This window comes from Olleya sp. UBA1516 (assembly GCF_002323495.1).
In the GTDB taxonomy this organism is placed as follows: Bacteria; Bacteroidota; Bacteroidia; order Flavobacteriales; family Flavobacteriaceae; genus Olleya.
Map to the genome: position 1 here is coordinate 103936 of NZ_DCQO01000017.1, position 23581 is coordinate 127516.

General features: G+C 30.3%; 10 protein-coding genes. 6 read left to right on the forward strand and 4 right to left on the reverse strand.

Annotated features, from left to right (window positions below; all coding sequences use genetic code 11):
* Positions 1 to 10: 10 nt before the first annotated feature.
* The 4 genes from B2989_RS10870 to B2989_RS10885 all read left to right on the forward strand — a co-directional run bounded on the left by B2989_RS10870 (position 11) and on the right by B2989_RS10885 (position 13714).
* Positions 11 to 10384: a SpvB/TcaC N-terminal domain-containing protein gene (locus tag B2989_RS10870; protein ID WP_292948259.1), complete on the forward strand. Its 10374-nt coding sequence runs from the start codon at positions 11 to 13 to the stop codon at positions 10382 to 10384.
* Positions 10385 to 10386: 2 nt separating this feature from the next.
* Complete coding sequence (locus tag B2989_RS10875) at positions 10387 to 11001, forward strand: hypothetical protein (protein WP_292948261.1); 615 nt, start codon at positions 10387 to 10389, stop codon at positions 10999 to 11001.
* Between the two features lie 832 nt (positions 11002 to 11833).
* Positions 11834 to 12103, forward strand: a complete 270-nt coding sequence (locus B2989_RS10880; protein WP_292948263.1) for a helix-turn-helix domain-containing protein — start codon at positions 11834 to 11836, stop codon at positions 12101 to 12103.
* Positions 12104 to 12211: 108 nt separating this feature from the next.
* Positions 12212 to 13714, forward strand: coding sequence for a hypothetical protein (locus tag B2989_RS10885; protein ID WP_292948265.1), 1503 nt, complete (start codon positions 12212 to 12214; stop codon positions 13712 to 13714).
* Between the two features lie 26 nt (positions 13715 to 13740).
* Here the strand turns inward: B2989_RS10885 and B2989_RS10890 are convergent, their stop codons facing one another.
* The 4 genes from B2989_RS10890 to B2989_RS10905 all read right to left on the reverse strand — a co-directional run bounded on the left by B2989_RS10890 (position 13741) and on the right by B2989_RS10905 (position 19691).
* Entirely contained in the window at positions 13741 to 14412 is a 672-nt protein-coding gene (locus B2989_RS10890; protein WP_292948267.1) for a hypothetical protein, read from the reverse strand.
* Positions 14402 to 17434, reverse strand: a complete 3033-nt coding sequence (locus B2989_RS10895) for an Eco57I restriction-modification methylase domain-containing protein (protein ID WP_292948269.1) — start codon at positions 17432 to 17434, stop codon at positions 14402 to 14404. Before B2989_RS10895 ends, B2989_RS10890 begins: the two co-directional genes overlap by 11 nt.
* A 573-nt stretch (positions 17435 to 18007) precedes the next feature.
* Positions 18008 to 18262 carry a hypothetical protein gene (locus B2989_RS10900; RefSeq protein WP_292948271.1) on the reverse strand — a complete coding sequence of 85 codons (255 nt, stop codon included), beginning with the start codon at positions 18260 to 18262 and terminating at the stop codon, positions 18008 to 18010.
* Between the two features lie 136 nt (positions 18263 to 18398).
* Positions 18399 to 19691 (reverse strand): tyrosine-type recombinase/integrase, encoded by a 1293-nt coding sequence (locus B2989_RS10905; protein ID WP_292948273.1) that lies wholly within the window; start codon positions 19689 to 19691, stop codon positions 18399 to 18401.
* A 447-nt stretch (positions 19692 to 20138) separates the two neighbouring features.
* Between B2989_RS10905 and ilvD the strand changes: the two genes are divergently transcribed.
* Together ilvD and ilvB are read left to right on the forward strand one after the other, a co-directional pair.
* Complete coding sequence (gene ilvD / locus B2989_RS10910) at positions 20139 to 21815, forward strand: dihydroxy-acid dehydratase (RefSeq protein WP_292948275.1); 1677 nt, start codon at positions 20139 to 20141, stop codon at positions 21813 to 21815.
* Between the two features lie 32 nt (positions 21816 to 21847).
* Positions 21848 to 23581 (forward strand): biosynthetic-type acetolactate synthase large subunit, encoded by a 1734-nt coding sequence (gene ilvB / locus B2989_RS10915; RefSeq protein WP_292948277.1) that lies wholly within the window; start codon positions 21848 to 21850, stop codon positions 23579 to 23581.

Sequence of the window (23581 nt, forward strand, 5' to 3'; positions counted from 1 at the left end):
TAATAACGCTATGTATATCAATTTTTTTAAAACTATAAGAGAAAATTATTTTACGGGTACTTTTTTGACTTGTTTACTAAGTAATGTAATTGTTTTTGGACAACCTATTAATCAAATCTCTCAACGAGTTAATCAATTAGAAATTGTTGAGGGTTTTCATTTTACTTATGTTGATAATTCCAGTAGCAATATTAATGACTATAAATCGTCAGCTCTTCTACCAAAAAGTGAAAAAAGTCTTAAAAAAAATAATGCCATTACTTTTTACGCTATTGAAGATGAAGGTGTGATTGGCTCCCTAACATTAGAGGGAAAGGAAAATCCTCATGATAATTTTTTTACAATAATGTTACCAGAAACCATAAATTTAAACAAGTATGATGTTCTATTAAAATACAACCTTTTTGGTTTAGAAAATGCTAATCAAACAACGAAAAGTATAAATAACGCCTCAGTTTATGGTGGTCAATCTGTAAAAATTAATAAAGGTTGGAGTGAAGTCTCAGAATATATTCCCACTCGATATATAAATTCTGGTAAAAATGAAATTTTCTTTAATAGACGATCTGATGAAAATTATTGGTACAAAATTAAGGATCTAAGTATAGAGTTAATTCATAAAAGTCAAGCTAAACTTTTTTTGTTAAACTCAAAGCTTAAAAATTTTAATGGTAAAGTACATTTAGTTGGTTATGCATCAAAAGAAGTCAGTGAAGTTTCAGTTTATGGAAATAATCTTTTGATTAAAGATGGTGTGTTTGAACATACATTAGAAAATGTAACTAAAGAAACAAAATTTTTAAAATTTTCATATGAGAATAAAAATGGAAATATTGAAGAAAAGTTTTATGATATTGATTATTCTAAGGAAGATTTAGATTTTAAATTTCAAGAGTCAACTGAAATTAAAAATTTTAATCAATTAAATAATTCTACATACATTAATCATGAAGCCTTTAAGATAGAAATTACAACATCTAAGGGAATTGTAAATAAAAATAATTTATCGTCTAAAGGTTTATATTTTAAAGAGTTAAGGCCATTAAATATAGGTATGGAAAATGTTACTTTTGGTGATTATTTAGGGTATAGAATTAAAACTAATAAAAAAGAAGATAGTTTAAACGTTAAGTTACATTTAAAATTTGATGAAGCTAAAATACCTGATGGTTATTCAGTAAAAGATATTCGTACTTTTTCTTTTGATAAAGATAAAAGAGAATGGGTGGCATTACCTGTTGACAGTCTAGATTTTAAAAACAAATTAATAATTTCAAAATTTAATGGTGACACGGACTATATCAATGGAGTAATTAAAGTGCCAGAAATGGCTGAAACGTCAAGTTTTACTCCAACGACTATTGCCGATATTAAATATGCAGACCCTAGTGCAGGAGTTGTTAGCATAGCCCCTCCAAGCCCAACTAATAATGGTTCGACAACAACTAGTTTTCCAATTAAGTTACCAGCAGGAAGAGGTGGTATGCAACCAAGTTTAGATGTTAGTTACAACAGCGAGGCAGGTAATGGTTGGATGGGTGTAGGTTGGGACTTACAATTGCCTTCTATTACTTTAGATACAAGATGGGGTGTACCTCGTTTTGACCCAATTTATGAGAGTGAAATGTATCTTTTTAATGGAGAGCCATTAGTACAGAAAATAGGATCAGAATATACAAATCCACATAGATATGAAGGTGAAATCCTTAGAAATACTAGTGGTTATAAAAGGTTTTATTTGAGAAAAGAAGGTGGGTATCAAACAATTATAAGACATGGTAATAGTCCAAAAAATTATACATGGGTAGTTACTGATAAATTTGGTGATGAGCAAATTTATGGTTTAACAGCCTCTACTAGAATAAATAATAATAGTTCTTTAAATCGCACTCATTGGGCTCTTTATAAAACTATTGATCCTTTTGGGAACGCAATACAATATCATTATAATCAGGGCAGTGTTATGATAAACGGTGTTTTATCACAATTTTTCTATCCTACATGGATTTTGTATACTATTAAACAAGGTAATTCTATTGATATGCAAAATTATTACAGAGTAGATTTCAAAAGAAATACGTATTCTATTGACTCTATGCAAACACTTTCACGAGAAGACATAACTCTTACTGCTAGAACAGGAGTCGTAATGGCTATGAATGATCTATTGACGGAGATTCAAGTAAGTTATATAGATAATAATAATTCACAATCTAAGATTATAAGAACCTACCGTTTTAACTATAAGGAAACAGCATTTAAAAAAATGCAACTAAGCGAAGTTTCTGAATATGATACAAATGATGAGTTATTTTATACAAATTCAATGGATTATTATGATGATATTGGGAATTATAATAGTACTATAATAAATAGTAGTTCAATAAACTGGAATAGCTCTAAGACTAATCTAGAATCAACTTTACATACAATCACTCCTAGTAATACAATAACCGAAGGTTCGGCTCTTGGAACTAGTACTTCAAATGGATTTGCTTTTGGTCTTCGAGGAGCAGTAGGTATTGGAACAAACCCAACTAATGTTACTGGAACTGCAGGTGCTTCATTAAGTTATAGCCAAAGTACTGAAAAAAATAAAATCAGTTTATTAGATATTAATGGAGATGGTTTACCAGATAAAATTTACAAATCGGAGAGTGAAAATAAATTATTTTATAAACCTAATTTGGGTTTAAATAATAGTGGATCAGGTCAATTTGGTATAACAAAAGAGTTTTTAGTTATTGATGATTTGGATGAAACTAAAGTAAGAACTAACGGTAGTGGATTTGATGTAAATGTATCAATTATTGGGGCTGGAACTAGTAAAAGTAAAACAAGGACAAATACTGATGGGTATTTTTCTGATATAAATGGAGATGGGTTACCAGATATTATTAAAAATGGTGCGGTAAGCTTCAATACTATATCCCCATGGGAAGGGACAACAGCTCCAAATATAAGTAATAATAATAATTCTGGATTTACCGCAAATCCAATAACAAATGGAGCAATCAATTTAAATTTATTAAATTCTATAGATTTACCATCTCTACAAGATTTACAGGCAGATCATAACCAATTTGATCATTTAAAAGTTTGGAGGGCACCCTTTAAAGGTAAGATTGATATAACAGGTTTTGCACAGCTTGTCAACATGAATTTTTGTGGAAGCGGATCTAATGCCTTTAAACTTACAATTGAAAAGGCTAATAGTAATTTATCACCTGACACCGCTGCTTTGGCATCATTTGTTTTATCTAATAGTAGTTCTCCACCCACTCAAATTAATAAGTTTAATTTAAATGTTAACAAAGGGGACTATGTATTTTTTAGAAGCCATAATATTAATTATGGTTGTGGAGGAGAAGTGGAATGGAATCCAAATATTGAGTATAATTTTACTGATAATATTAGTTCTGAAGTGAATGATGAGCATGGATTAAATTTAAGGACATATAATGCTAAAAATGATTTTAGTATAAACAATGGAGGAGGGTTGCAAATTCCACAAAGCACTAATAATGTAGATGTTAGATTCAATCTTCCAACTGGAAATTTTTCTCCGAATCAATTTTCTGATGATATTAATTTTATAATTGAAAAAATTAAAACTACTTATGCTAGTGATGGTTCAGTTATAAGTGAAGAAGTTGATAATGCATGGACAAGAACTTATAATGTAGATGGCAACTTATCGGGTTCTTTGAATTTAATTACAGGTGAAAACACTAATTCTAGTGGAGGTACATTTATTTATACTTTTAGATGTTACGCAAATAGTGACTCAAATGTACAATGGAATCAAATTGATTGGCAGCCCACCATTGTATCAATAAGTGACAGCCAAACCTTATATCCTGGAGTTACTTATAAAATTTATGACAATAATATTAATGAGAGTGAATATTGGATAAATAATAATGTGTTTAATGGTTTTTATATAGATAGTACTTTACCAAATAATGCAAATGCTTTATTGTTATCTCACAATGCTTTTGATGATCTTGATTATACCCAGTTTAACGAACTTTTTGATGATGGACTACCAATTATTAAAATCAATTGGGTTGTTAAAGAAAAATATGGTGTTAATGATGCTAAGCTCTTGCATAAGAAGACCTTTTTTGTTAGTCGAGAGTTTAATGGGTGGACTTATAATTATATGTTTAGGACAGCTGAAAGTGATGGAGACATAATTAATCCAACAAATCCATATTTTGCAGAGTATTTTCAGCATAATTTAACAAAAGAGAAGGTTCTTGAGTTAAAAAATAATAATGGAAGATTGTTTTCCGCTTTCTACACTGATAGTTTTGATTTTGGTCTAAATAATCCAACAAATATTACTTTAGGACTTCATCCGGATCAAGAAAGCACTAACGTTTTTTCTCCTCAAATCTTAACATCTCCTTTTATTGTTTCAAATAATTTGTTCTATGGTGTGCCTTACAGAGGTTGGGGACAATTATTGTATAATGGAGGAATAACTTATAATTATGATTCAAGTGATACTTTAACTAGTATAGATAATTACGATGGCTTAATAACAACATCAATCTTTAACGAAATTTTGGATAGCTCTATTAGTTCATCATCAAATGCAATTAGGTATCTTTTTTACGAGCAAGATAATCAAAACCAAAGTTACACAAATAAAACCATAAAATTTTTGCAAGATACAAGTGTTAAATATGGATATAATGGAAGCTTATTAACTACTACTTTAGGTCGTTTTGCTGAAAATAATTTATATGATTTATACACCGATTTTAGTGATTTTGGAACAACAAGTCCTTCAATCTTTCCTGGCGTAAAACAATTTACTTTTTCTAAGGGAACTGCAAATACTGGTAATTTAGGGGTGGGGCCTGTTGGAGGTTCTGCAACTATAAGTAATGCTTCGTCAAAGATATTAAATCAATATATTGATTTAAATGGGGATAGGTATCCAGATTTAATAACAGATAGTAAAATACAATTTACTAATATGAAAGGTGGCTATATGGCAGTCCTAGAAGATAATGATTTTACTTCTGGATCGAAAAGTTATGATGAGACTTATGGTGCTAATATTTCTGGTATGTTTCCAAATTCAACCGCTGGTGATAACAATAAAGTTGTTAAAAACACTACAAGAACAAATATAAATTCTGGATTAAGCTCTAGTTTAGGTAACACTTTTGGTGTTAATCAATGGAATGATATTAATGGCGATGGATTAACTGATAAAGTACTATTTTTAAATGATCAAATAATTGTAAGGCTTAATACGGGTTATGGATTTACTTCGGACATAATTTGGGGCGAAGGTTATGGAACCCTGTTTTCTAGTAAACGGTCAAGCGACAATTTTAGTTTAGGTGGAGGTGTAAGTGTAACAACTAATTCTTCGTGGGCTGCAGGTTTGGGGACAAGTTCAAGCACTTCATATCTTGAAGCAGGATTGATTGATGTTAATGGTGATGGCCTTCCAGATTTAGTAAAAAAAATAGGTTTAAATTATGTGTATTTTATTAACAAAGGAAATCAATTTGTATCCACTAGTCAAATATTATCAAATGAGCCTATTGACCAAGACTATTCAGTTGCAGGAAACATTTTTGGTTCGGCAACAACTGGTGTAACTATTCCTATACCACCTTTGGGTATCCCATTCAAAATAATTGGCACATTAAGTTTTTCTCCTACAGCGGGTGTAAGTGAGAAAAGAATTTCATTTCAAGATATTAATGGAGATGGATTATCAGATATTATTAAAAAAGGAAGTAATAATGGAAATATAATTGCTAAGCTAAACAAAGTGGGAAGAACAAATCTTCTAAGGTCAGTTAATACACCATTAGGAGGTAGCTGGACCATTGATTATAAGCGAGAAGGAAACACTTATGATATGCCTAATAGTCAGTGGACATTGCATAAAATTTTCACTCACGATGGTTTTACTGGTGCTGATGCAGACTCATCTTTTGGTCCAGATGAGACTTTAATTACAATAAATTATGAAAACGGAAAATATGATCGTAGAGAACGTGAATTTTTAGGATTTGAAAAAATAAGAGTAGATGAAAAAGATATACTTACAGAAACTACTTATCGTTATTCTGTCATGGAATATTACACGGATAACATCTATTTAAAAGGATTGTCCAAACGTACTAGTAGCTATGATAGTTCTGATATAATGCTTAGTGAGAGTAAAACACTTTATAATATAATGAATCCAATTTCCCCGCAAACTAACTTAAACTCGACTGCTGCTAATCAATATTTACAGGTTGGAGTAAGTCCGATTAATTTGGATCAATCAAGATTATTCGTTGCACCAGTTAAAACTATTAATACGGTTTATGAAAACGGACAAAGTTTGAGTACAGAACAGCATTTTTTAAATTATGATAATTACGGTAATTTGCTTACATACAAAAATTTGGGAGACGTCTATGCTTCCGTTAATGATGCTTATAGAACTGAAATGGAATATTTTACATCAATAGCAGGAGTAGCCAATAGTAAAGGGTTTGTCAAAAAAATTAATATTTATCGTCATCATGATAACCAATTGTTAAGGCAACGTGAAATAGAATCTTACGATTTAGGTAAGCCAACAAAAATTAAAACTAAATTAAATAATACTGATACTAATTCCGTTTTGATAGAATATGATGATTATGGAAATGCTATTAAAACAACTTCTGAAAGTGGTTTTGTTACAAATATTACTTTCGAAAATAATCTAAATACATACCCTATTAACGTTTACAATTCCTTTGGATATACGTCTTCATCAGAGTATGATTATTTATTCGGAATTCCTATTTTGTCAACAGATACCAATGGACAAAAATTACGCACAAGAATTGATGATAGAGGTCGAATAATAGAAGTCACTGCACCAAATGAAATGCCTAATGGCTGGACGATTCGCATGGAATATGAGGGAGAAAGCGAAACAGTACCTACTTTTAATGACAATAATTATATGGTAAATGCTGTTGGTAGTTTTCAACCAGGTGCTATTGGAATAACGCAATTTAATGCTAAACACCATGCTGTAACACGTCATAATGTTTTAGGTGCAATTAATAACCAATTATTGACTGTAAGTTTAATTGATGGCTTAGGAAAGCCAATTCAACTTAAAAAGACTCTGTTTGAAAACCAAACAGGTTCTGGGCAATTAAAATGGTTAATCAGCGGTAAAGAAAAAAGAGATGACTTTGGACGTGTAATAAAGGCCTATCTACCCACAGTACAAATGGGATATCCGACAGATACCAGCTCACTCTCTTCAGCTTTTAATTACATAACAGATACACCTGTTAGTATTGGACCAACAGAAATGGCTTATGATGTTAGAGATCGTATGATAAGCGTCACACAACCAAACGAAAGTGAATCATCAACAGTAACTTTTGATATTGTAGACGGTATGTTTTTAACTACTTCAAACAATGAGCTTGATCAGACCTATGCTACATTTACAGATGTCAGAGGGAGACAGCGTAAAACGATTCAAAATGATGAACTTATTACTCAATTTTATTATAATGCCATAGGCGAAAAAATCAGAGTAAGAAATCACCAAGGTTATGAAACATTTTATAAATATGATTTAGCAGGAAGACGACTTGAAGAAAGACATCCTGATAGAGGTTTAACACAATTTGAATATGATAGTTCAAACAATCTAGTTAAACGATATACATCCAACCTTTTAAGTTCTGGGTCACTTCCTATTAACTATCAATATGACTATAATCGTTTAAAAGAAATTAATTACCCTTTAAACCCTGAAAACGATGTAAAATACATTTATGGTGATTCTCTAAATAATGCAGCGTCAGTAAATGCTATTGGAAGACTATTTATGCAAGAAGATGCGTCTGGTGTTCAGGGATTTGGTTATGATAAATTAGGGAATTTAAATAATCATTTACGTGGGGTAGCTGTAGCTGGTCGTCATACATTTTGGTATCATACCCAATGGGAATATGACAGTCATAACAGAGTTAATAAAATTACTTATCCAGATAAAGAAGAGGTGGTTTATAATTATAATAGTGGAGGTGCTTTGGATAATATATCAAGAAGCATATCGGCAACAACAAGTGTTCCTTTATCTCAATATATTGTTCAAAAAATTAGATATAACAATTTAGGAGAGCGTACCGAAGTTAAAAATGGTAACGGTACAAGCACTTTGTACACTTACGATAATAGAAGGCGCATTAAAGACTTAAGTCATAATTTTACTGGGTTTAATGTAAAAAACGCTTATTCGTATGATGTATTAAGCAATGTAACTCAACTTAATACTGTCGACCAGTCAAATACTTTGCCTGCCATAGGGCAAATTGGCGGACCAGTTTCTCATAATTATACTTATGACAATTATAACCGATTGGTTAGCGCAAATGGTCGTTACACAGGGCCAAATGATTTTACTACACCGTTATTAGCACAAGAATATACATTAAATATGGTTTATGATTTATCACATAATATTGTTAGTAAAACGCAAACTCATGTACAAGGTCCTGTCAATAATTATAACGACCCAATTAGTAGTCCAGAAACAATGATAAAAACCAATTATCATTTAGATTATGGTGGATATGCAGAGGGTCTAAATGTTGTAGAAGGATTAAGCGGAGAGTATGGATACGTACAACCTCATGCGCCAAGAGAAATTATTGAAACGCCAAATCAAACTACCGATAGTGATGATCCAACTTATAAAAAGAAAGTTATTGATTACGATGCAAACGGTAACCAGACAGTAACAAAGCAAATTTTATTTGAAGGCGAACAAGCACCAGCTTATGAGGGGATTGTTGAGACTAAATCCATGACCTTAAATAAAAATTTATGGGATGAAGAAAACAGACTAAGGGCTGTAGACTTAAATCCTGATGATGCATCAGAGCACCCATTGGCAGTATACACCTATGATGCAGGTGGACAACGTATAGTACGTTATATACCTGGACGCTTAGATGTGCGCAGTAATGCAACAAATGTCTCTAGCAATCAAAGAGATGAGGTAATGTTATATCCAAGCCCTTTAATAACAGCAAAAGCCTTAAGTAAGCCGGGAGTAGAACCTCAAGAGGGTGATTTGGTAAGTAATTATACTAAGCATTATTACATTGGATCTCAGCGCATAAATAGTACTATTGGTACAGCTAGAGACTTGGGTTTATTTCCAGAAAAATTAGATCAAAAATTCACTCAAATACGTGGTTTAGCTAATTTAAGTGTTTTACAAGCAACATCAGGTTTAAACCATGCTTATGAAGAATTGCAACAACCTATAACTTTGATACCCTCAGTAATAGAGGAAATTGTAAGCCGCTATACACATGACCCAACAAAATATGATGCTTACTGGTACCATAGTGATCATTTAGGATCTTCTTCGTATATTAGTAATCGTTTTGGTGTAGTATCACAACACATGGAGTATTTACCTTTTGGAGAAACCTTAGTGGACGAGCATTTAAACAGCTACAACACACCCTATAAATTTAATGGTAAAGAGCTGGATGACGAGACTGGTAACTACTATTATGGTGCTAGATACTACAACCCTAAAACTAGTATTTGGTTAGGTGTGGATCCATTAGCAGAGAAAATGCCTGAATGGTCTAGTTATAATTATGTGTTTAGTAATCCTGTAAGATTGACTGATCCTTCTGGGATGGCTCCAGAATGGAAACCAGTTGTTAATGATGATGGATCAACATCATATGTAGCAGAACAAGGAGACGATGTTCAATCATTTGTTAATCAATATGGTGTTACTTATGCTCAAGCTAAAGAATTACTTAATGGAAATGAACACAATATCCAAGCTGGTATAACAGAAGTATCTGGACAAGATGTTTTTGATATGAATCCGTATAATAGCAAAACTAGAAGCGAAGTTTTAAAATTAAAAAAAGGGACAAGTCAGCAAAAATTTGATCAACTTGTTTACTCTATGGATCACTCTCGATCTAAAGATAATATATCATTTGAATTAGATGATTATTTTGTGTCTACTACATCACTTTCTGGTAAAGTAAATTTTGATATTGATGGAGTTTCACATAGTCTTGTTATGGATATTGATATTGGACGACCTGCAACATTTGATGGATCAGGAAACTACCGCTTAGATAATTCACCTCTTACTACTAAACAGACATCTGGCACAACATATCCTAATGAGCAAGAAAATATTTTTATAAGGATGAATCATCCTACTACTGGTAACTATTCTGGACAAAATTCAGTTTTATATACTACTAGATCTAGTGCTAATGCTATATTTGATAGATTAAGTAAAGAGATTCCAGAATATAACTATATTAAATCACCAACTAATATTAAAGACTAAAAATGAAGAAAATTACAATTTTATTTAGCTGTTTTTTAATTCTGTCATCTTGTAAAAACGAAAAAGAAAAACAAATCTTAGATGATTTAAAAAAATGCATTGATAAGAATTTAAACGAAGATGTTTCTAAAAAGAATGGAAAAGAAAATTTTGATTATTTAAATTTTGTTACTCAATTTGAGGAAAAATTATTATCCTCAAATTTTTTAATTAACAACGACCAAGTGAATTATTATAATTTATTAAATTCAATTATTAATTCTGACAATGATTACCTTTTATTGTTTGACAAAATGAATATCTTAATTGATAATAATGGTTTTGATCCATTTTCAACTGAGTATCTTTTTAATCAGTGCCCATTTCTTGCTTCAAATAGTTCAAAAGAAAAAGAAGGGTTTTATCTATTCACTCAAGGTAAATTATTAAACCAAATGATAGAAGTTGGATTTAATGACGTGAATTTACTTAGTGAATTTATTAAAATAGTTGACAGAAAAAGATTTGAAAATATTATATATCGTTCTCCAACAATTTTACTAGTAATGATAAATCTAGATATTAAATATAATCAAGAAAAGTGGAAAAGTACTAAAATTGATAATGTAGTGAAATGATTATCGCCTTTAATACTTACTTCGGATAAGAAACAAAGACGGTTACGTATCATAACACATGGAAATCGAGGTGCGAGATTCGTGAATGCCTCTAAAAAAATAAAATGTATGAACAATATTTGCCTTTTGGCGAAACCTTGGTGGACGAGCATTTAAACAGCTACAACATACCATATAGATTAAATGGTTTGGAGCTGAATGACTAGAATGGTAATGAATTTTGATTTCATAATTTTCATATAGTGTTGGAAAACTCTCTTATTGTGTTTTGTACCTATAAATTTAGTATTATAATTTATTTGCGCCAAATAACAATAAAATAGCCCAATGTAATTTTGGGTTAATATAGGTTTTTGTTAGTCGTCTTTTGTTTATACTTTTAAATCAACATCCTATAAAAAGTGCATACGTACGCCTAAAAATCTAATTTCATATTTTACTCTGTTTATTTAAGAGTTATTTTTATGTAAAAATGAGCATATTATGAAGGGTAGTGACAGAATTTTTTATGGATTTTTAAGTTTTCAGCGTTCAACACCACTAATTGTAGTATTATAGCTATATTTTTTATGGATTTTATTCAATAATAGTGTTGTAATTAAATGTTTTTGTTATAATTATTTGTTAAATCTTATTTATTAAAGTTAATTTTTTAACACTCATTAATTGTTAATGTTTTGAATTTCAGTAGTTTAATTTTATTCTATCTAATTTGAATTTCAATTTAGATAGAATAAAATAACCTATTGTTTATCAGTATGTTACGGTATACCTTTGTATGGTCAATCGTAGCTACATTGAATTAAAACAAGTTTAATAAAACAGAAAAAACATGGAATCAATAATTCAATTACATAATATGGAACCGAAAAAATTAATCGGCATCATCAAAACTATCATTCATGAAGAATTAGAACTGCTTCAATTGTATTTCAAGAATTTGAACAATGATGAATACTTTACTAGAAAGCAGGCAGCGAAATTTCTTCATATATCTGAAACCACACTTTGGAATCTTGATAAAACCCAAATTTTACCTGCAAAACGTTTAAATGGTAAAGTCCTTTACTTAAAAAGTGATTTATTAAACTTTTGTAAATAGTCAAGCTTAATACTTTTAGGCTAATTCTTTAATCAATTTTAACAATAACAGGCGAAGCGATATCTTCATATTGCTAGGATTCGTTTTGCCTTTTTTTTACCTAAAAAAATGAAATTTAAAACAATATTTATAACTATCGAGAAAAATTTATTTAATCATTTAGAGAATACAATTGCTAGTCATAATCTACATTATTCTTCTGATGATAATAACAAAATTATGAGGGACAAAGTTGTTTACTTATTAGATCAAATAAATTATCAAAAATATATTAGAAAAGACGATGTTTCTGTAAATGGTTTTATTAACATACCATCAAAATATCTTAATCAGCCATTAAAGAAAGAATTGAAAAAGTACAGAGAGTTCTTGGTGCAATATAATTATATCAAAATAAAGTCATATAGTGAAAACACATCATATGGTTACAGAGTTTGTTATTTTGAAAACCCTAAAAGAACGTTTAAAAAAGAATATTTAGTATATGAATTTATCAGCAAATCATATGAGAAATTTTTAACGCATTCAATTGATAAATATGCTAAAATTGAATATAAAAAATCAGTTGCAGACAGAAATACAAGGCATCTTACAAAATGGATTAATCAAGAGAATATCCAAGTTGATTGGGAAACAGCTTTTAAATTTATTGAAGGAAACGAAGAATTAACTGTACAACAAAAAGAACAGTACTCTTATAGTTTAAATAGAATAAGATTTCATCAATGGTACTATTTAAGAAGTACAAATGATAATAGGTTGCATTCCAATTTAACTAATTTACCATCAAGACTAAGAACTTTTTTGAGTCATAAAAATCAAAAATTAGTGTCGCTAGATATTAAAACTTCTCAACCTTTTATATTAGCAGGTGTCTTTAACTTGCTATTAGAAAATAGACTAGATGAAATTGAAGTATTAAGAAAAGGAATTAGAAGTAAGAAGGTGAAAGATAAGTTTAGTACTGTAATGAATTCTATATCTCTTACTTCGACCGTAGTTGCTGACTTATTAGCGTACAAAAATTTAGTTTGCACTAAAGATATATATAATCATATCGCTATTAGTTTGGATACTTTATTTTTAGAAACAGTTAAGATTAATGGCGCTAAAACTAGTTATGTCGATAATATTTATAATTCTCATTTGGGATATAAAACAAAGAGGCATTTTAAAGAGCTTAGAGGTTACTGTAAATTTTTAGTATTAGAGTATATGTATTGTTCAATTGGCAACAATTCAAGGCGCTTAAAAGAGGTTAAAAAGATATATCCTCCTGCGGTGAATAAGTTTATTTATGATTTTAAGTTTTGTGAAGAGATTAAACTTAAAGGCGGAAAAGTCAAAAAGAAGAAAACTATTAAACAACAAGAACAGATAGATAGATCAAAAAAGTTGTTCTCTAAGTTTTTACAGCAATTAGAAGCCTTTATAATTCTAGATATTATTTCTAAAGAGTTGTCTAAACTATATCCCAAAATGTTTATGGCTACTATACATGATAGTTTAGTTGTACCTACAAGTTATGAGAATGTTGTGAAACAATTTTTAAAAATGAGACTGTTAGAACTTTTAGGTTTGAAAGCTAAAATTAGCACTGAATATTGGTAAGGTATATTATATTATTTGTAAAGATATTAAGCGGCAATATTATTTGAAAAATTGAACATCAAATGGTATATATTTAATTTTTCGTGATTAGAATCGGAATGTTTAGATTTATATGAGTATTTAAAATCTGAGTGTATTGACTTTTTTATTAATTCTTTATGCGTCACAATCGATTTAGAAAAATGATTTAATAATAAATTATTGATTTCTACAATATTGCTGTCAATGTCTTGTTTTTCTACAACAAAACCTATCATACAATTAACTCTATAATAGGATGAGTAAAAATTTGAAGTAAAACGTTTAATACCTGCCTTTATATATTCGCCATTTAATCCAGAAGAGCCTTTAATGTTTTTATTATCAATTCTTTTGCATTCAAGAATGTAGTAAGCCTCTTGAATTTGAAAAGTATTAGGTGATATTATTTTTATATCGGTCCGACCTAATGTTAAATCTTCTTGAACCTCTCGTTCAAAATGCCAATCGGTTAATCCAATAGAATTTCTAATATCATTATTTTTTAAATAATCAATAAGTATTTTGTCTCTTATTTTGTTTTCATCATTGACCAGTGAAATTCCACTTTTAATCATTAAGTTATAACAACAGATTATTTTTTGCAATAATGATTCAAATTGTTTTTCATAAAAAATAACAGAACCATCAAAATTTGATGCATCTAGACTATTGAACATATTCGCTGTTTTTTCTACCAGAGGTAATTATTGCGTCTGCAAATTCATTTAAGTCTAAATAAGCAATTGCCTTGTGCCATAAGCTGTATTCATTTGGTTTTATTATATAAAAACCATCTCTTTCAAATCCTCTAATGTCTTTTTGAATAAATAATTTATCAGTAACCTTTTGAATCCCTAAGGAGTGTATTTTAGCTAATAAATTATCATTGTCTATGCTATTCCATGAAATATCATTTAAATTAGCTTGAATAGGAGTTAACTTGAAAAACATACCTACAATTTGATTAGAATGCCTTATTTCAACACTCATTTTTTGATTAAACTCAATATACATGTTTTTAAATTTGTGTAAAAATAAATTAGCGAAATCATATAGAATTTTACCTTTAAAAGGTATCGATTTATATAAAAGTTCATATTGATTATGCTTCATTATAATTGGGATAGTGATATTGGTCGAATAATCGATAAGGGTCTTTTCAAGTTCGGAAAATGAAAAAGCAGATATTACAATGTTGTCTAATTTTTTTATTTGAATATCAATTTCTTTTTTTAATTTTTTATCCTCAAAAATAATTTCAGGTGATAATAATTTTGTTTTTAAATCACTTATCTTATGTACATAGTTTGATATTTCAGAGTCATAAACATAAGGAATTTGAAATTTCTCTCTATTATGTGCTTGTTCTCTTTCAATACCTGAAGAGCTAAAGGTGAGAAGATTTACATAAGAGAATATAGAAGAATTAAGTATTCCTACAATAGTTTTTAGAATATCAATTTTAGAATTATCAATAGCTTTTATTGAGGTCAACGCATCTGTGAAAACCACATCTTCATTACTATATGCAGAAACACATCTAAATGTGTTTTTAAAACCCTTAGAAATTAAAATTAATGGAGCTTTGAACAGACTATCAACCCTCGGTCTATGAGCAGTTTCAGAAGACCATTTATTCTTTGTGTTTGTATTTATCCAAAAGGAATCTATATCTGAGCGTGCATCAATAAACTTTTTTTTAAGATGTTTGGTTACATCATTTTTGTTCCCTCCTCCAATTTGAATTCCCTGGCCGAATATAAATTCTTTTTCATCATTAATTTTATCTGAAATTGAAGGATAGTCGCTTTTAAGTCTTTTAACCAAATTAAAATCTAGATAATTACCATAAACTAAAACTTTCCATAGATAATCGTATTCTTTTAATTGTTTTTGAGATATTTTTTTAAAATCATTTCTTGTGATTGTAAAAACTTTAAAAAGGCTAAAAAAACGACTTGGTTTTAAAGTAATGTGCTCAATTATATTTTTATCTGTATTTAATTTGTCACCAATGTATTTATAAAATAATACAGTTGCGGGCGCAATAGCTTTATCATTAGAATTATTGAAAACTTCTTTTCTAACAGGGGATAATTCAAAAACTTTTTGAATGGAGTATCTATCTAAGAAATATTGTCTAAAATTTATTCCATTTAAATTGTAAAGTAACTTACTAGTTACTATGAATCCAATTTTAGTGTTTTTAGACGAAAAATCACTTACTCTTAGAACAAAAGCTTGAGCGATTTCATTATTGCTAATTTCAAGATTAATCAAGGATTTACTTAATTCTTTTCTTCTTCTATTATCTATATAAGTTTTGAATAGTGGGTTTTTAGAATCCCCTCGACCTCTTTTCCAAGGTGGGTTTCCTAAAATAAAATCTAAATTTTTATTTTTTAATTTCTTGTTAAATGAAGCTTCTATATTGAAAAAATCCTCTACAAAAAAATTTTCTTCAGACAAAAGAGGGAATTCAAATGATTCGATATCTGATGGGTTCTGATAATCTAAAAGAGTTAAATAAATTGAAAATATAGCCACATTAATTGCGCTCTTATCTTTATCAATACCAAAAATATTATCTGAAGCTAGTTTTTTTAAAGTTTGTTTATATTCTCTACTTCCATATTGGAAATCAGGGTTGTTTAATTGGTATTGTTCAATTATTTTCCTTAGTGTTTCTACAAGAAATATGCCAGAACCACAAGCAGGATCAAGGACCTTACAAGAATTAGAGTTTTTGTCTAACTGGAATTTTTTATCGACAGTTTCAGTAAGTATGTAATCAACTAAAAAAAGTGGGGTATAATAAGCTCCTTCTTTAGCTTGTTGATTGTGACCTATAAAAAGCTCATAAACATTGCTAATAAATTCAACAGGGATTATTGAAAAATCATAAAGATCAAAAAGAGATAGTTGACCAGTGGAAATCTCTTCTCCTGATAACAACTTAATTATAACCTTCAAAGATTCGTCGTTAATGAGATTAAATTCGTTATCGTTGATAGGAAAAACATCTTCTTTAAATTTATCTTCTAAATATTTAAAGAATTGTTTTGTTAATTCTTTGTTTTTTAGGAGCTGACAAAATTCTGAATTACTCCATTTTCTTGAATTGCCTTGTTGTTCAAAATCGAAACTAACATTTCTGTCAATAAGGTATCTTACAAAAATTACTTTACCTAGTAAAGAATTCGCAAGTTCTTTTGTAAATGATACGCTAATCAGAGCCTCTCTAGTTGCTTTGATATTTTCTAAAAGATGATAGTCAATTCTATTTGTATGTGCAAAATCAGTGTAATATTTTTGCCACGTATTGCCTGTTACTAGCTCAAAATAACTAAAATCATTAAGTTTGTCTTCGTTCCCAAAATACTTTAATGAATCTTGACTTCTTATATATTCAAATCCATTATAAATTTCTAATTTTTCGTGATACGCAATTATTACGATTGGAGCTTCATTAAAATTCCAAATTTCTTTAAGTTTTTTTTTAATTTGACTAGGGTTTTCAAAAAACAATATAAAAGGCTTGTTGTCGATACAAAAAAAGGCGTCAGGCTTAACAACTTCAATTAATATTCTTTCAACTCTATTGGAAAACATGCGCTTCCACAACAGTTCATTTGTGATATAAAGCCCTTTTTCTTTAGTTAAGTTAAGCTTTTTAAATATTTGATTAAGGTTTTCCAATTAGAATTTTATATTGATGCTAAATTTGAAAGGCAAAAGTATAAAATAACGATATTTTTTATTAGAAACAATGGAATGAAATATCTTATTTTGAAATTGTGTCAAATGAATTGATTTTTATTTTTGTGGTTTACAAAAACAAGGATGATATATGTGTTTCTTAGTATAAGAAAATAAAGTAGAATTTTATTTTCTATTGTTTTAAAATGACTGAGGGACCTATAAAACGAAAACATGTTTATTATCTATTGGTTATAAGGTGATCTAGGTAAGTTTGAATAGGTTAATTACATAGCCATAATAACTTTCTTTCGGTTTATTCAATTTTTTGGAATCACAACTTAAAAAATGTCGCAATGTTCTACTATCAGCCACTTCAATTCTAATGTTAATGTAACCAATGCTTTAGTTTTGAAAATCGTTAGCAAAGTCAAAAATAGTATGTAAAATAGATTTAGAATTCCAAACCTTTTTTTGATTTCATACGAGTTCCTTTTACCAATTTACCAAATAATAAATCTTCTATATTAACGACTATACTTATAGGGTATCAAACAAAATATTTTACTTTAATTAAATAGCATCTATAATTTTTGCTAAAAAATTAAACTCTTCAGATTCTGGTAAATAACTTTTATTAAAGTCATCTATTTCTAAATATATTTCCTGTGTATTTTTATCAATATTATTGCGCCTATCAATGATTATCTCTTTTCCATTCCAATTGGTTTCATATCTGGTTTTACCCGTTAAACTCCAATTCAATTGTTGGTTTTTTTTAGCTTCAAAAAGCTCTTTGAATAATTCTATTATTGACTCAAAGTTCATTGTGTTTATATTTAGTTTAATAATTGATATATCTAATTTCTATTATTTGATTTTTTTAAGGAAAATAAATTTTTTGCTAATATAGAAAAACTTATCATGTTGCGATCATCTAAATCTGATTAAACATTTGGTTTGTTCAATCAAAGAAACCACTTTTTAAAACTGATAAAGCTTCTTGTTTTTTTTCAATGCGTACATATTTTAGAAATTCTCTCTCAGTTTTGTGTCCTGAAAAAAGCATGATATTTTGTAGCGGTTTGCCTGCGACATAATAGTTAGTGCAAAAACTCCTGCGAGCTGTGTGTGTTTTAACTAATTTATACTTTGGTATTTCTTGCTTAATTAGTTTGCCTGCTTTAGTTTGATAGACGCTTATAAGTTCTTTAAATCCAACGGTACTACACGCAGTTTTTATGTTTTCCCTTAGAATAGGTTCGCTTAATTTTGGAGGAAAATTATTATTATATCTAAGCAATATCTTTGCTATATCTTTAGTGACGGGAATAAGAACAGGTGTGTCTGTTTTTTGTTGTTTTATCTTAATAAATTTATTATTATCTATTATTTCAATATTCCTATCTGTTAGGCCATTATAATCGCTAACCCTTTGACCTGTATAACAACCAATTAAAAATATGTCTCTAGCTAGTTCTATCCTAGGTCTATTGCTAAAATCCTTTTCTGCTAAAGTTTTAATTTCTTCGTTTGTTAAATATATTTCAGTTGTTGTTTCACGTAGCACCTTGAAGTTTCTACTTTTGAAAATATGATTATTTGTTATTCCATTGGTTATGGCATCATTTAAAAAAATCTTTAAATTTTTAATGTGTTTACCTATACTGTTTAAACTGTAGTTTTCGTTTTCTAAAAGGATTACAAAACTGCGATAAAATTTTAAATCTATGTTGTCAAACTTTAAAATCTCATGGTGCTTTTTCTCATACTTTTCAAGCATCTTAATGGTTTGTTTGCATGCTCTGTAAGTTGTTATTTTTATATGCCTTTTCTTCCCTTCCAATAAGTTATTTGAATACTTAATTAGCTTTTGTTTTTCTTTTATTTCTTTGTCTTCATCTGAGCCATTTATTTTACAGCTAACACTATGAGATAAAAGTTCTAAATCAATTGTACCAGTTTCTTTTATCATTGAAGATAGAGCGTTTTCGGTATGTTCTTGAATATCATTCATTAGCGCATTAATTTTATATGCATTTGTCATCATACCTTTACCTGTTTTAATTCTTTGTTTTATTTTATCCCAATTACTCAAGGATGATTTAAAGCCTATGCTTTTTTTAAATCTTTTTCCTTTAGAAGCAAAATGAAGCATAATAAGGCTCTCTTTGTTAGGTGTTAATTCTAAGCTTCTGATAGACTCTTTTAAACTAAACCTGATAACTCCGTGTGTACTCTTAATTGTTGTTTTCATATTGAATTTTAATCGAATTATATGCCAAACAAGGGTGCTTTATTGGGTGTTTTTTGTTTGAATAATTCTGAATTATTATAAAACTTTTTTAATGACAAGGAGTCAATTTTATCATGACAATAGAGTTTATTAGCGTTTGACATTAAATAAGTTTCAGAATGACTCATCAACTTAGTACAGGTGGGACCACCATCAAAACCGATTCATTAATTTGAATCGGTTTTTTTGTTTCTTTTACTTCCCTAAATCCCTACACCCACTTTTTCAAAGTATTTAAATAAAAATAAGCGCCTTGGGTGTCATAATATCTTCTCCTTAAAGCATTGGTTATCAGTATTTTGATTAATTTTTTAACGACCTGACTTTAGTCTGTGTTTTAAAAATAGAATATCCATAAAAGGTCAAACCTCTACTTTAGATTATTATTTAAATAGAAGTAGACCATAAATGGAATTAAACAAATACAGTAAAACAGTCACTCAAGATCCAACGCAACCCGCTGCTCAAGCTATGTTGCACGCTATTGGATTAACTAAAGAAGATTTTTTTAAGCCAATTATTGGTATTGCAAGCACAGGTTACGAAGGTAACCCTTGTAATATGCATTTAAATGATTTGGCAAAATTGACAAAAAAAGGGACTAAAAACGAGGATATTATTGGTCTTATTTTTAATACTATTGGTGTAAGTGATGGTATTTCTATGGGTACGCCAGGCATGCGCTACTCATTACCATCTCGTGATATTATTGCAGATTCTATGGAAACCGTTGTGCAAGCCATGAGTTATGATGGTTTGATTACAGTTGTTGGATGCGATAAAAATATGCCAGGAGCTTTAATTGCTATGATTAGGCTAAACCGTCCATCCATTTTGGTTTATGGTGGTACCATTGATTCTGGTTGTCATAACGGAAAAAAATTAGACGTCGTTTCTGCTTTTGAAGCTTGGGGAAGCAAAGTTGCTGGAACCATGGAAGAAACAGAATACCAAAATATAGTCGAAAAAGCATGTCCAGGAGCTGGAGCTTGTGGTGGTATGTATACCGCAAATACTATGGCTTCGGCTATTGAAGCTTTAGGGATGACTTTACCATTTAATTCTTCAAACCCAGCATTAAGTGATGCCAAAAAAGAAGAGTCTGTTAAAGCTGGTGAAGCCATGCGTGTGTTGTTAGAAAAGGATATTAAGCCTTCAGATATTATTACGCGTAAATCTCTAGAAAACGCAGTACGATTAGTTACTATTTTAGGTGGTTCTACAAATGCAGTACTTCACTTTTTAGCAATTGCAAGAGCAGCAGATATAGATTTCACATTAAAAGATTTTCAAGATATAAGTGACAATACACCATTTTTAGCCGACTTAAAACCTAGCGGGAAATACCTAATGGAAGATGTACACGCTGTTGGCGGAATTCCTGCAGTGTTAAAATACCTTTTAAAGAAAGGCTTAATTCATGGCGATTGTTTAACCGTTACAGGAAAAACAATTGCAGAAAACTTATTGGATGTTGCAGATTTAACTGAAGGTCAAGATGTGATAAAGCCAATTGAAAAACCAATTAAAATTTCGGGACACTTACGTATGCTTTATGGTAATCTAGCAACCGAAGGAAGTGTTGCTAAAATTACAGGAAAAGAAGGCTTAAGTTTTATTGGTAAAGCAAAAGTGTTTGAAGGCGAATATGCTGCCAATGATGGCATAAGAGATGGATTAGTAGAAAAAGGAGATGTTGTCGTAATTCGTTACGAAGGACCAAAAGGAGGTCCAGGAATGCCAGAAATGTTAAAGCCAACTGCTGCAATTATGGGAGCAGGTTTAGGTAAAGATGTCGCACTAATTACAGATGGTCGTTTCTCTGGAGGTACACATGGTTTTGTTGTTGGACATATTACTCCTGAAGCGCAAGAAGGTGGGACTATTGCTTTTGTAAAAGATGGTGATATGATTACTATTGATGCTGAAACAAACAGCATTGTTTTGGAAGTGTCTGAAGAGGAATTACAAAAAAGAAGACAATCATGGAGAGCACCAGATTTAAAATTTAAAAGAGGGGTGTTGTATAAATATGCTAAAACCGTGTCATCAGCATCAAAAGGATGTGTTACTGACGAGTTTTAAACAAGAAATATAATAATCCTAACAAGATTAATATGGATACAAAAACAATAAAAAAAGAAACAAACACAACGCAAACTACGGAGCGTATTTCTGGTAGCGAAGCTATTATAAAATGTTTGTTAGCTGAAGGGGTTGATATTCTTTACGGTTATCCTGGAGGAGCAATCATGCCAGTTTATGACCAGCTTTATAAATACCAAGATAAAATTCATCATGTGTTAACACGTCATGAGCAAGGCGCAACCCATTCTGCTCAAGGTTATGCACGTATTTCTGGTAAAGTTGGTGTCGCAATTGCTACGTCGGGACCAGGAGCAACTAACTTAATTACAGGTATTGCAGATGCACAAATAGATAGCTCACCAATGGTCTGTATTACAGGTCAAGTGGCTTCGCATTTATTGGGTAGTGATGCGTTTCAGGAAACAGATATTGTAGGTATTTCTACACCAGTTACAAAATGGAATTGTCAGGTTACCAAAGCTTCACAAATTCCTGAGGCAATGGCTAAAGCTTTTTATATTGCTAAAAGTGGACGTCCAGGACCTGTTTTAATAGATATTACTAAGGATGCTCAGTTTGAAGAGTTCGATTTTAAATACGAAAAATGTAAAGGGGTCAGAAGTTATATTCCGATTCCAAAATTAGACCAGACTTCGGTAAAAGCTGCTGCAAAATTAATTAATGCTGCAAAAAAACCAATGATTGTTTGGGGTCAAGGCGTGTCTTTAGGTCAGGCTGAAGCCGAATTTAAAGCTGTAGTAGAAAAAGCAGGAATCCCATCTGCTTGGACTATTTTAGGTGCAGGAGCAATTCCAACATCTCATCCTTTAAATATTGGTATGGTTGGTATGCATGGTAATTATGCTCCAAATGTTTTAACTAATCAGTGTGACCTTTTAATAGCAATCGGTATGCGTTTTGACGATCGTGTTACTGGTAATTTGGCAACATATGCGAAACAGGCAAAAGTGATTCATTTTGAAATTGATCCAGCCGAAATTGATAAAAATGTAAAAACAGATGTGGCAGTTTTAGGTGATGCAAAAGAAAGTTTAACAGCTTTACTTCCGCTTTTAGAAGAAAAAACACATCTAGAATGGCATCAAAAATTCAAAGATTTATATGCTATTGAATATGAAAAAGTAATAAAACACGATTTGCATCCTACAAAGGAAGGCTTAACTATGGCTGAGGTATTAAAAGAAATTAATATTCAAACCAAAGGTGACGCAGCAATTGTAACAGACGTTGGTCAGCACCAAATGATTGCGTGTCGTTATGCCAATTTCAATAAAACCAGAAGTAACATTACATCTGGCGGATTAGGAACAATGGGCTTTGGTCTACCTGCTGCAATTGGAGCAAAAATGGCAGCTCCAGAGCGTGAAGTAATTTCAATTTCTGGAGATGGTGGTTACCAAATGACTATTCAAGAATTAGGTACCATTTTTCAGCAAAAAGCAGGTGTTAAAATAGTGGTTTTAAACAACGAGTTTTTAGGAATGGTACGCCAGTGGCAGCAACTGTTTTTTGATAAACGTTACGCGTCAACCGAAATGACAAACCCGGACTTTGTCGCTATTGCTAAAGGGTATTCTATTCCAGCAGAAAAAATAACAAAACGGGAAGATTTAAAGGGGGCAGTTGCCAAAATGATAAACACAGATGGACCTTATTTTTTAGAGGTTTGTGTAGAAAAGGAAGGAAATGTATTCCCAATGATACCAACAGGAGCGTCAGTTTCAGAAGTAAGATTAGAATAA